This is a genomic window from Flavobacterium sp. UBA4854 (assembly GCF_002399805.1).
GTDB lineage: Bacteria > Bacteroidota > Bacteroidia > Flavobacteriales > Flavobacteriaceae > Flavobacterium > Flavobacterium ginsengisoli.
The window spans coordinates 1-12,368 of the sequence record NZ_DHEI01000061.1 but is presented as its reverse complement, the minus strand read 5'-3'; the positions used below and the strand labels follow the sequence as shown (position 1 = coordinate 12,368).

10 protein-coding genes are annotated in these 12,368 nt (G+C 32.2%); 7 read left to right on the top strand and 3 right to left on the bottom strand.

The features are described from left to right. Positions 1-454 precede the first annotated feature (454 nt). Positions 455-898, top strand: coding sequence for a hypothetical protein (locus B3J44_RS08925; protein ID WP_286967901.1), 444 nt, complete (start codon positions 455-457; stop codon positions 896-898). A gap of 18 nt (positions 899-916) precedes the next feature. Here the strand turns inward: B3J44_RS08925 and B3J44_RS08920 are convergent, their stop codons facing one another. Next, positions 917-1,825 (bottom strand): GYDIA family GHMP kinase, encoded by a 909-nt coding sequence (locus B3J44_RS08920; protein WP_286967899.1) that lies wholly within the window; start codon positions 1,823-1,825, stop codon positions 917-919. Positions 1,826-1,922: 97 nt separating this feature from the next. Next, positions 1,923-3,236: a hydroxymethylglutaryl-CoA reductase, degradative gene (locus B3J44_RS08915; RefSeq protein WP_286967897.1), complete on the bottom strand. Its 1,314-nt coding sequence runs from the start codon at positions 3,234-3,236 to the stop codon at positions 1,923-1,925. A gap of 180 nt (positions 3,237-3,416) precedes the next feature. Here B3J44_RS08915 and B3J44_RS08910 point away from each other — a divergent pair, with 180 nt between their 5' ends. The 6 genes from B3J44_RS08910 (at position 3,417) to B3J44_RS08885 (ending at position 10,679) form a co-directional block, all read left to right on the top strand. After that, positions 3,417-5,588 (top strand): S9 family peptidase, encoded by a 2,172-nt coding sequence (locus tag B3J44_RS08910; protein WP_286967895.1) that lies wholly within the window; start codon positions 3,417-3,419, stop codon positions 5,586-5,588. Positions 5,589-5,624: 36 nt separating this feature from the next. Then, positions 5,625-7,301 (top strand): peptide MFS transporter, encoded by a 1,677-nt coding sequence (locus B3J44_RS08905; protein WP_286967893.1) that lies wholly within the window; start codon positions 5,625-5,627, stop codon positions 7,299-7,301. A 1-nt stretch (position 7,302) separates the two neighbouring features. Then, the gene (locus B3J44_RS08900; protein WP_286967892.1) at positions 7,303-8,787 is read left to right on the top strand and encodes a peptide MFS transporter; all 1,485 of its coding nucleotides are present in this window, start codon (positions 7,303-7,305) and stop codon (positions 8,785-8,787) included. A gap of 47 nt (positions 8,788-8,834) precedes the next feature. Continuing rightward, positions 8,835-9,302 carry a thioredoxin family protein gene (locus B3J44_RS08895; protein WP_286967891.1) on the top strand — a complete coding sequence of 156 codons (468 nt, stop codon included), beginning with the start codon at positions 8,835-8,837 and terminating at the stop codon, positions 9,300-9,302. Positions 9,303-9,515: 213 nt separating this feature from the next. Further along, positions 9,516-9,968: a thioredoxin family protein gene (locus B3J44_RS08890; RefSeq protein ID WP_198854694.1), complete on the top strand. Its 453-nt coding sequence runs from the start codon at positions 9,516-9,518 to the stop codon at positions 9,966-9,968. A gap of 261 nt (positions 9,969-10,229) precedes the next feature. Next, entirely contained in the window at positions 10,230-10,679 is a 450-nt protein-coding gene (locus B3J44_RS08885) for a thioredoxin family protein (RefSeq protein WP_198854693.1), read from the top strand. Between the two features lies 1 nt (position 10,680). Here B3J44_RS08885 and B3J44_RS08880 read toward each other — a convergent pair. After that, positions 10,681-12,368: ComEC/Rec2 family competence protein (locus tag B3J44_RS08880; protein ID WP_286967890.1), on the bottom strand; the 1,688-nt coding region annotated here is incomplete at its 5' end.

The window sequence follows — 12,368 nt, the reverse complement described above, 5'->3', positions numbered from 1 at the left end:
ACAGGTGTTTATGTGGTTAAAAATATCAAAACTGTAAAAGCTCCTGCAATCGCTAATCATGCTGCTTACGTAGAGAAAGTAAAAGCTCAAAGCGCTAATGATGCAAGTAGAGTATTGCCAGCTTTGAAAAACAATGCTAAAATTGAAGATAACAGATTACAATTTAATTACTAATTAAAAAGTAATTTATACGATAAAAACCCGAAACGCTTTATGTGTTTCGGGTTTTTCTTTTTTAGAATATTAGCAATTCTGACTTGTACTTTTTTTACTATTAATTTTCTGAAAGTATATAGGAATTGTCGAAATTTAATTTAAAAAACTTGTGATTTTCAAATTATTACAGTTAATTTGCTCGATTTTTATTTTAACATATTTTTGGCTTTTGCCTAAAATGATGAATAGAGAAGAATAAGAATCCAAATAACAAATGCTTTAATAATTAATTATTTAAATGTTTTTTACTTTTAAATTTTTTAGAAAAAAGCCAAGAGTATATACCAAAATAGAAAGTCATATTTATGGTATTATTATCGAGCTTTTAAAAGTAGGCAGCACCGACATCAATGTTGATGAATTGGGTGGGAAATATTATTTGAGTAACGAAGAACAACATTTTAAAGTTACAATTTTGAGTAACGATTATGTGATTAGACTAACGAACACACATGACTCTGTTGCTGAAAAGTACGATAAGGTTTTTGTAGAAGATGTTTTAAGAGCTGTAAAAGAAGAGAAGCACCGTCGAATGGAAGTTGTTTACGATTCTATTACAAACAGCATCGAAAAAATGGCAGAACGCTTACATAACAGACTTATTGAGTCAAATGAGCAAGAAAGCAAATCTGTTCGCCGTTTGGAAACAAAACATCTTAAAAACGCTAAAAAGGTTAATTGATGGTTTTTGAAATTGATTTTATAAAATCATTTCTTCATAAGTTAAAATAGTCTCATATCCTTTATTAAAGAAATATTCTTTCGGATTTTCTTTAGAAACTACCATTACAAAATCTCCACCCCAAGCACCTAGACTTTTAATGACGCCATTAAAATCAGGAAAAATAGCTTCTTTTATGGTTTGCATTTCTAAAACTTTGCTCAAATGAATTTCGTGTTTCTGAACTGCAGAAGCAAATTCGTTTAATGTTTTAGCGTGTAAAATGGCATTTGTAATTTTGTTGTTTTCTGCAACGCGATCGGCCAAATGACTATTTTTATGATTGTTGTATGAAAAAATAGCCGATTTACTGTTTTGTTTTTTATTCAAATAAACAAAGTAAATGTGCTCTTTAAAGTCAGGATTAAACTCAACTTGTTTTACAAAATTATCTTTTATTCGGTATAAAACAGGCGTGTTGTTTTGTGCACATGCAATGTCGTAACCGCTTCCGCCGAAACTATTTTTTAGTAGCGTAAAAGCATTGGTTTCTGTCCATTGCGCAATATTATTTATTAGAGTAGAAGAAGTACCTAATCCCCAGTTTTTTGGAAAACTCAAATGTGTGCTTACTTTGTATCCTTTAGCACTTTCAATAAATTTTGGGTTCAATGCATAAGCTGCATGAAGAATATTGATCAGCGTAGATTTTACAGTATCAATTTGCGGATCGGAGCTTTTTACAACTTCATCAAATGAAATGGTTTCTTCAAACCATAAATGCTTGTCTTGATCATAACTTTTCCATTCGATTTGGTTGTTTTCTAGTTCCTCAATTACTAAATCTTGACCAAATTTTGTTGGTAACGCAAATGCATCTGCTCCATCCAAAACGAGATATTCTCCCGCAATAAAAAGTTTTCCGTTACTGTAAAATGTTTTTTTCATGCTTTATTTTTTAGCCCCGATAGAATTAAAATCCTTTTGCTTTTTTTGTTTAGAAAAAGCAAAAAATTGCCGACAAATAGCGGGATTGGCTCCTAAATTATTTTCTTAAATTCTCAATAAATTCTACTACAGCGCTATGAGAAACAGCTGTTTTTTTGAAGTGTGCTTTAATTAAATGGCGCTCTTCGTCTGTAGCTTCAAATTGATTGATAATGTTGTTAAGGTGCATTTTCATATGACCTTCTTGAATTCCTGTTGTAGTTAACGAGCGTAATGCTGCAAAATTTTGTGCTAAACCTGCAACAGCCACAATTTCCATTAATTCTGGAGCTGAAGGTTTTTCTAAAATTTCTAAACACAATTTTACTAATGGATGTAAAGAAGTTAAACCGCCAACCGTACCAACTGCAAGCGGAATTTCAAGCCAAAAAGTAAAGATTCCGTTTTCGATTTTAGCGTGTGATAAACTTGCATATTGACCATTTCTGGCAGCATAAGCATGAACACCAGCTTCTACAGCTCTAAAATCGTTTCCTGTTGCCAGAATAACGGCATCAACACCATTCATGATGCCTTTGTTGTGAGTCACCGCTCTAAAAGGTTCTACTTCTGCAATTTGAACGGCTTGAACAAAACGTTCTGCAAATTCTTGAGGATTGGTAATGTGCTTTTCTGCTAATTCTTCGATAGCACAAGAAACTTCGGCTCTAACAAGGCAATGCGGAACGTAGTTAGAAAGAATGCTCATGATGACTCCTAGGTTTTCACCATTTTGGCATAAGTCAGAATTTTGAGCTTCTTCTTTTAAAGTGGTAGCAAATTGCTCTAAACAAGAGTTTATAAAATTGGCTCCCATGCTGTCTTTGGTTTCAAAAGTAGCATGAAGCTGGTAGTAGTTTTCTAATAAGCTTCTTTTGTCTTTTAGTTTAATATCTAAAATTCCACCGCCACGCTGTTGCATATTTTTGGTAATGCTTTGCGTTTCAGAAAAGAATTTAGGTTTTATTTGATCAAAAAACTGAGTTAATTTTTCTGCATCTCCGTTATAAGTAAAATGGACTTGACCAATTTTTTCTGTGTTGATAATCGTAGCTTTAAACCCGCCTCTAGTTGACCAGTATTTTGCTGCTTTTGAAGCTGCTGCAACTACAGAACTTTCTTCGATAGCCATCGGAATTGTTTTGTACTTTCCGTTAATCAAAAAGTTAGGAGCAACTCCAAGTGGTATATAAAGGTTTGTAATGGTGTTTTCGATAAATTCGTCATGAAGTTGCTGAAGCTTTTCGTCTGAATTCCAGTAATTTCTTATAATATTTTGTGCCTCTTCAGGATTCGAAAAATATTCATTTGCAATCCAGTTAATTTTTTCTTTTTTGGATAATTTAGAAAATCCGGCAACAGCGTTGTTCATTCTCAATGTATTAAATAATATTGTTGCGGCAAAGATACTATTTTAAGAGTTTTGATTGCAATCTATTTCAGACATGAAAGTACGCAATCGTTATTTTTTTTAACATTTAACACTTAAAATGTGTATTATGTTTATTTTTTTTACTAAAATTGGGCTCTTTTTATATTTAAAATAATTCTAATGAATACAAGTAAATTTACTGCAGTACTTTTATTTTTGACTGCGGTTGTTTTTGGGCAGCAAAAAATAACTGTCGAAAATGTTTTTAGCGGAACTTTCCGGGCCAAAGGGATGGATGAGCTGCAATCGCTAAAAAATACTAATCAATATACTGTTTTAAATGTTGATATGGCGAGCAGAAGCATGCAGATTGATTTATACGATTTTGCAACGCTGAAAAAAGTATCGAATCTTATTGATACAAAAAACTACAAAGAACTTGCCGACGGAATTGACAGCTATACTTTTGATGCCTCTGAAAAAAAGATCTTAATTGCTTGTAATTCATCTAAAATTTTCCGTCACTCTTTTACTGCTGATTATTTTCTTTATGATATCGCAGCTAAATCTCTAACTAAACTTGTTGATTTTCAAATTCAAGAGCCAACATTCTCACCTGACGGAACCAAAATTGCTTATGCTAAAGAAAACAACTTATATATATATGATGTTGCTTCAAAAAAATCTACTGCTGTAACAACAGACGGAAAGAAAAATGCTGTCATTAATGGTATTACTGACTGGGTTTACGAAGAAGAATTTGCATTTGTTCGAGCATTTGACTGGAGTAAAGACAGTAAAAAACTAGCTTACATTCGTTTTGATGAAAGTCAAGTTCCAGAATACTCAATGTCAATTTTTCACAAGGATTTATATCCAAAAATCGAAACTTTTAAATATCCTAAAGCTGGAGAAAAAAACTCTGTAGTTTCATTACATATATATGATGCTGCTGGAAATACTTCAAAGAAAGTAGATTTAGGAAATTACAATGATTTCTACATTGCAAGAATGCAGTGGACAAATGATGCAAATGTGCTTTCTGCGCAAGTTTTAAACCGTCACCAAGATAATTTAGATTTATTGTTTATAGACGGCAATACAGCTGCTCCAAAAGTAGTTTTAAATGAAAAAGATAAAGCTTACGTAGATATTACAGATAATTTAACTTTCTTAAAAGACAATAGTTTTATCTGGACTAGCGAAAAGGACGGTTTTAATCATATTTATGTGTATGATAAAAACGGAAAACTTAAAAATCAAGTTACAAAAGGAAACTGGGAAGTGGTTTCATACTATGGTTTCGACGAGAAAACAAAAACTATTTTCTACCAATCTACAGAAAATGGTTCAATTAACAGAGATCTTTACAGAATTGGTTTAGATGGAAAAAACAAAGTGCGTTTGTCTTCTAAAGTAGGAACAAGTAAAGCGACTTTTAGTCCAAATTTCCAATACTTTATTAATACTTTTTCAAGCAACACACAGCCTACAACTTATACTCTTAACGAGGCTAAAACAGGAAAAGAAATTCAGGTTATCGAAAACAATCAAGCTCTTGCTGATAAATTAAAAGCGTATGATCTTCCTTCAAAAGAATATTTTGTTTTAAAAACGGCAAAAGGAAACGAATTGAATGCTTGGATTTTAAAACCAAAAGATTTTGATCCTTCAAAAAAATATCCTGTTTTCATGTTCCAATATTCTGGTCCGGGATCTCAGCAGGTAAATAATCAATGGAACAATTCTAATGATTATTGGTTTCTTTCATTAACGCAGCAAGGTTATATCGTTGCTTGTGTTGACGGAAGAGGTACAGGTTACAAAGGAGCTGATTTCAAAAAAGTGACTCAAAAGGAATTAGGAAAATATGAAGTTGAAGATCAAATTGATGCTGCAAAAGTAATTGGTGCTTATCCGTATGTGGATGCTTCAAGAATTGGAATTTTCGGATGGAGTTATGGTGGATTTATGGCATCTAACTGTATTTTCCAAGGAAATGATGTGTTTAAAATGGCAATTGCAGTTGCTCCAGTTACAAACTGGCGTTTTTATGATAGCGTTTACACAGAAAGATACATGCAGACTCCACAGGAAAATGCAAGCGGATACGATCAAAACTCTCCAATTAATCACGTTAGTAAATTGAAAGGGAAGTTCTTGTTGATTCATGGTTCTGGAGATGACAATGTTCATGTTCAAAATACGATGCAAATGATGGAAGCTTTAATTCAGGCAAATAAACAATTTGATTCTCAAATTTATCCAGATAAAGACCATGGTATTTATGGTGGAAACACTAGAATTCAGCTTTACACAAAAATGACCAATTTCATCAAAGAAAATCTATAATCTAAAATATATAACCTAATTAAAATAGTGAATAATATGGGAGAAACACAAGTAAAAACTGCGCATCCAAAAGGGCTTTGGGTATTGTTTGGAACGGAGATGTGGGAGCGATTCAATTTTTATGGAATGCGAGCTTTATTGACTTTATTTCTTGTAAATTCATTATTGATGAAGGAAGAAGAAGCATCTTTAATTTACGGAGGTTTCCTTGGACTTTGTTATTTAACGCCAATGCTAGGTGGTTTTGTTGCCGATCGTTATTTAGGGAACAGAAACTGTATCTTATTAGGAGGATTATTGATGGCGATTGGGCAAATGCTTTTGTTTACTAGTGGAAGCATTTTTGAGTCTAATTTAGACTTAGCAAAAATCGTTATGTATTCTGCATTAGGTGTAATTGTTTTTGGTAACGGATTCTTTAAGCCAAATATTTCTAGTATGGTTGGAAGTTTGTATCCAAAACAAGAAAAAACAAAATTAGATAGTGCATTTACTATTTTCTATATGGGTATTAACATCGGAGCTTTTTTAGGCCAGTCAATCTGTCCTTTATTGGGAGATGTTAAAGATGCAGGCGGAATTAGAGATATTCATGCTTTTAGATGGGGATTCATGGCAGCTTCTGTTGCAATGTTATTAGGGACAATTTTATTTTACTTCTTAAAGAATAAATATGTAGTTTCTCCAGAAGGAAAAGCATTAGGAGGACTTCCTTCTAAAAATGATGCTTCAGATTTTGAAGAAGGAGAAGCGCAAACAGCAAACTTTTCTACAAAAGCTTTAATAGGAGCAGGAGTTGCTTTTATCGCTTTAGGATTCTTTTTTCATTATGTTGTAGGTCAGAATTTGATTTATACTCTGATTTATTCAAGTGGTTTGGCATTAGCAGGATTAATCATTTCTGATACTTCTTTAACTAAGATTGAAAGAGATAGAATTATTGTAATTTATATCGTTTCGTTTTTTATTATTTTCTTTTGGGCAGCATTTGAACAAGCGGGTTCATCTCTGACTTTCATTGCTGATAACCAAACAGACAGACATTTCTTTGGCTGGGCAATGCCGCCATCGATGGTTCAAATTTTTAACGGAATGTTTGTTGTGTTCTTAGCAGTTCCATTTAGTATTCTTTGGGATACTTTAAGAGCTAGAGGCAAAGAACCGATTTCTCCAGTAAAACTTGCTGCAGGATTAGTAATAATTTCTATGAGTTTCTTAATGATTGCTACTCAGGTTTCTTACATCGGAACTTCTGGACTTTTATTAGTAAAATGGCTTATCTTGTTATATTTTTTAAACACATGTGCAGAATTATGCTTATCTCCAATTGGTTTGTCATTGGTAGGTAAATTATCTCCAAAACGTTTTGCGTCATTATTATATGGAGTATTCTTTTTATCAAATGCATCTGGATATGCATTAGGAGGAACTTTAGGTTCTATTTTGCCTGCAACAGGTGATAAATTTGCAAAAGCAAAAGAATTAGGGATTGATTTACAAGCGGTTTTAGATAAAAAAATAACGCTTTCAGCAGATCAAATAGCTTTATTGGATCATCATCAAATTAGTGCTCAAAATCCAATTTTTGCAGGATTTGAAATCCATAACTTATATGAGTTTTTTATGGTTTTTGTTGTCTTGACAGGTATTGCTGCAATTTTATTATTTGCTTTAACGCCACTATTGAAGAAATTAATGCACGGTGTTAGATAAAATGGAAAACAATATTACTTTAGAAGAAATTCAAAATTTTAAAGGCAAGTACCCAAAACAATTGTGGTACTTGTTTTTGGTTGAAATGTGGGAACGTTTTTGTTTCTACGGAATGAGAGGGGTTTTAGCTTTTTTTATGGTAGACCAGCTAGGTTTAGTAGAAGGAAAAGCAAATCTTCAATATGGGGCGATTCAGGCTTTTGTTTACGCTTTTACATTTATTGGAGGTATTTTTGCAGATAAAATCTTAGGATTTAAGAAATCACTACTTTTTGGAGGAATCGTTATGATTCTTGGGAATTTGCTTATTGCTGCTTCGCCACATGATTTCTTTTACTACGGAATAACGCTTTCTATCATCGGAACAGGTTTCTTTAAACCAAACGTTTCTTCGATGGTAGGTGAGTTGTATCATGAAAGTGACGGTCGTCGAGATGCTGGTTATGGATTGTTTTATGCAGGAATTAATATTGGAGGAATGCTTGGTGGTGCGATTCCTATTTATTTAGGAAAGAACTATTCTTGGAGTCTTTGTTTTCTTTCTGCGGCAATTGTTATGGTAATTGGAGTTATTACTTTTCTTTTAACGAAAAAACATTTAGCGCCAATTGGAAATTCTCCATTAGAAAATCAAGCGCCTAAAAAACGTAATCTTTATGAAATAGCAGTTTATGTTGGTTCTTTTGTTGTAATACCATTAGTTTATATAATGGTTATCAATTCTGATTTTACAGAGTACTTTATGTATACTATGGGAATTGCGGCATTAGTGTACTTTGCATATGAATTGATAATGCTAAAGGATGGAAAACAACAGCGAAAACTTTTAGCTGCATTTGTATTCATTTTTGGATACTTTATGTTTATGGCAATTTCGGAGCAATCTGGTGGATCATTGTCTTTGTTTGCAAAAGATAATTTATCTAACAAGTTATTGTTTTTTAACATTGATCCAAACGTAGTAAATAATAGTATCAACTCATTGTATGTTGTTATTTTTAGTCCGTTGGTAGGATTGTTATGGATATTTATGGCCAAACGAAAAATTGAACCTAATACGGTTATTAAGTTTGGTTTGTCTTTTGTTTTGCTTGCTGCAGGTTTCTTTATTTTTTACAGCGCCAGATTTTTTGTAAATGCAGACGGATTAAGTTCTCTAGATGTCTTTGCTTTAGGATATCTTGTATATACTCTTGGAGAATTGTGTATTGGTCCGATCGGAATGTCGGTAATTACAAAATTATCTCCTAAAAGATTGTTCGGAATGATGATGGGACTTTGGTTCTTGTCGAGTGCATTTGGCCAGTTTGCTGCTGGAAAATTAGGAGCTGAAATATCTAATGCTAATACGGGAACTACATTAATGACTAAGCTTATCGCTTATACAGATGGATACTATCAGTTAGCATTATATTCTTTAATTGCAGGAATCGTTTTAATTGTAGTTACGCCACTAATCAGGAGATTAATGCAAGAAGTTAAATAATTATATTGTAACAACTTTTTGCATAAATTTGTGTAAAATTTCTCACTATGAAAAAAATACTACTTATTGCTTTATTTTTAATTGGAGCCGCGAATATTCAGGCGCAAGAATTAAAATGGTATACAGATGTTAGAGAGGCAATTACTATAAGTAACAAAGAGCAAAAACCTATGCTGATGTTCTTTACAGGAAGTGATTGGTGTGGTTGGTGTATTCGTTTGCAAAATGAAGTTTTAAAGACTGCCGAGTTTAAGAAATGGGCATCAGATAATGTGGTTTTAGTTGAATTAGATTATCCTAGATCTGTTGCGCAGACTCCAGAGCTTAAAAGTCAGAACAATGAATTACAACAAGCTTTTGGTATTCAGGGTTTTCCAACTGTTTTCTTTACAAGTGCCGAAACAAAGGATGGAAGAGTTAACTTTAAAGGTCTTGGTAAGACAGGATATGTTGCTGGTGGACCGTCTGCTTGGTTAACTGTTGCAGAAGGAATAGTACACCCTAAGAAATCATAAATTTAGATTTAAAAATATTGAAAAGTCCCTTACACTGTAAGGGACTTTTTTTTGTTTAGTAGGAAAAACTCTTTGTAAAATTGTCTCTAATTGAGTATTTGGTATTTTATTATATTTAAAAAAACATATAATGTATTTTTTATGCTAATAAAAATTGGAAAATTAAAATATAATGTTAATTTCGTCTTGCTAATCTAACCAAAACCAATTTATATGATTAAAAAACTACTTATCCTACTGTTTTTTTTAGGCTCATTTATGACGCAGGCGCAAAACTTAGCATGGAGAACAAACATGACAGATGCTATTGCGATAAGTAATGACCAGAAAAAACCAATGTTGATTTTATTCACTGCCTCAGGTGTACCAGAAAATCTCCAAAATGAAATCTTTAAAACGCCTGATTTTGCTGTTTGGTCACGTGATAACGTGGTCTTAGTAAAATTAGATTTGTCTGATATGAATGCTTCAGATAGCGATCGTGAACAGAATGTGAAATTAAAAAATGCATTTGGAGTTCAAGATCTTCCAGAAGTATGCTTCGCAATGGCATCAGTAAGAAAAAACAAAACGACATTTAGTGCTTTAGGAAAAATAGCCTACAAACCTGGAGGAGCGAAAGCTTGGATTGCAGAATCAAATGCAATTTTACATCCATCAGAATAGTAAACGATTTCATTCGACTTTTATTTTAATTTTTTTTAGTCCCCTTTCTGTTTTTCAGAGGGGGATTTTTTTGTGCTAAAAAAACACATCGATAATTTGATTATTTTTATTTGTGTTTATTTCACATTTATTAAAAAACAGCCTATTTATTATCAATTTGATTTTAATGCTTATAAGTTGGTTTTTAATTTGTTAAAATCGTTATCGGATTCTGTTTTTGTATTATTTTAGATTTATTAACATAACCAAAACCAAAATTATATGCCGAAAAAATTACTTATTCTACTATTTTTTTTAAGTCCATTTTATATGAATTCTCAAAATATAATATGGAAAACAGATATTAATGATGCTGTAACTGTGAGTGCAGAAAAGAGAAAACCATTGCTGATTTTTTTTACTAGCCAAGGTGTGAATCCTCAGTTGCAAAATGAAATTTTTTCTACTCGTGATTTCGAAGAATGGTCACGTAAAAATGTTATTCTAGTCAAGCTTGATATTTCTGATTCTTCAATCTCAGATGCTACTAGAGAGCAGATTTTACGATTAAAAAATGCTTTTGGTATAGAAGATATTCCGCAAGTGTGTTTTTCAGAAGTAACCAGCAGGAAAGGAAAAACCAATTTTAATAAATTAGGACTTATTGGTTATAATGCTTCAGGTGTTAAATCGTGGATCTCCGAATCGAATTTAATTTTAAATCCAGAATAAATCATAATCTATAGTATCCCTTTTCTTTTGTTGAATGAAAAGGGATATTTTTTTTGAGACAGCTATTTTTCCAATATTTCTGAATGGAGTTCGAATTGGATCCATCAGCAATAACAATTTTCGGATGAAGAATTTGCAACAATCGATCTAAGTTTACTTTTGAAGTTTGAGTAAGGATTAAAATATCTGGTTTAATTTTTTCCGAATAAGTTTTAGTGCTGTCAATTATTAGGATCTTGTTCTTTTTAAAATAAAGTACATTTTTAATCTCTTTGGTTGTAGGTAATGAAATTGAATTTCCTACGAGATACGAATTTATGTTTCTGTTATTCTCTCTAAGAGTATCTCTTGTGAAAAGCAAAAGGTTTCTTCCTAAACGCTCAGAAATTAGGGTGTTATTTTTTTCATTATAAACAATTAATTCTCCTTCATTTTCCGTTTCTATTTTGGTGAAAATAAAAGCAAGCTGGATCGTAATAATTGAGACGAATACAAATAGCAATTTATTAAAACTTGGTTTTTTAATCCAGACGGTTGTGGCAATTATAAAGAATGAAAATGCCCATAAATGATACAGATTAAAACTGATGTTTTGAATGACAAAAGAATCAACAGAAGCAACAGCATGAATCATGAGATTTAAAAGGTAAATACTTTTTTCAAAAATGATTATAATAAATAATGGTGGGCTGGTAAAAATAGCTATAATCATAACCACAATTCCGGCTATCATGATGAAGGATAAAACTGGAAGGATTATGATGTTGGTAACAAAAAACAATCCAGGAAATTGATGAAAATAGTAAAGGCATAAAGGCAATGTGCCAATTTGTGCTGCAAAAGAAACCGTTAAGGCTTCCCAAATGTAAACTGTTAGTTTGTTTTTCGGGTTATAAATATCCTTTAAAATAGGCTGTAGCCAAAGAATGAAAAAAAGCGCGATATAGCTTAACTGAAAACCGACATCAAATAAGAAATACGGTTCAAAAAGTAATATCAGTAAAATCGAAACCAATAAAGTATGATAGATGTTGCCATTTCGACGTAAATGATTTCCAATTGCAAGAAAGGAAAACATGACTACAGATCGCAAAACGGAAGGTGATAAACCAGAAATAACAGCAAAACCGGCTAAGGAAATTAGAATACAAGCTAGTTTAAAAAATGAACCTTTTTTCGTGTTTGGAATTGGTTTCAGTACAAAAGTGATAAAAAGCATTATAAAGCCCACATGAAGCCCTGAAACAGATAAAACATGCGTTGCTCCAGAATATTGATAATCCTGAATTATATCTTGTGAAATCTCTTGCTGTTGGCCTAAAATTAATGCCAAGGCAACATTCATTTCGGCTTGATTGAAATTTGATTTTTCTAGATTGGAGATTATTCTAGAATGGAGTTTGGCGCAATAATACCAAATGTCTTTTTGAATGGCTTTATTAACTAGAATTTCTTTTTTCTGGCAATAAACCTGCGCATAGATTTGTTTGTTGGCCAAATATCTGCTGTAATCAAATTGATTGGGATTTTTGCTTGGTTTGTTTTGCTGTAAAACTGTTTGAATTTTAATGCTGTTTCCTATGATCAAATGATTCTTACTGCTGTCTTTCTGGACATTTACAATTACTTTTCCCGAATAAGGTCTTCCTGAGATTGTTTTTATTAGACCAATGTACCGATCACTATAAT

Excerpts from the sequence above, each read along its gene's own strand:
- B3J44_RS08925 (WP_286967901.1), top strand. The coding sequence starts at position 455 with ATGTTTTTTACTTTTAAATTTTTTAGAAAAAAGCCAAGAGTATATACC.
- B3J44_RS08920 (WP_286967899.1), bottom strand. The coding sequence starts at position 1,825 with ATGAAAAAAACATTTTACAGTAACGGAAAACTTTTTATTGCGGGAGAA.
- B3J44_RS08915 (WP_286967897.1), bottom strand. The coding sequence starts at position 3,236 with ATGAACAACGCTGTTGCCGGATTTTCTAAATTATCCAAAAAAGAAAAA.
- B3J44_RS08910 (WP_286967895.1), top strand. The coding sequence starts at position 3,417 with ATGAATACAAGTAAATTTACTGCAGTACTTTTATTTTTGACTGCGGTT.
- B3J44_RS08905 (WP_286967893.1), top strand. The coding sequence starts at position 5,625 with ATGGGAGAAACACAAGTAAAAACTGCGCATCCAAAAGGGCTTTGGGTA.
- B3J44_RS08900 (WP_286967892.1), top strand. The coding sequence starts at position 7,303 with ATGGAAAACAATATTACTTTAGAAGAAATTCAAAATTTTAAAGGCAAG.
- B3J44_RS08895 (WP_286967891.1), top strand. The coding sequence starts at position 8,835 with ATGAAAAAAATACTACTTATTGCTTTATTTTTAATTGGAGCCGCGAAT.
- B3J44_RS08890 (WP_198854694.1), top strand. The coding sequence starts at position 9,516 with ATGATTAAAAAACTACTTATCCTACTGTTTTTTTTAGGCTCATTTATG.
- B3J44_RS08885 (WP_198854693.1), top strand. The coding sequence starts at position 10,230 with ATGCCGAAAAAATTACTTATTCTACTATTTTTTTTAAGTCCATTTTAT.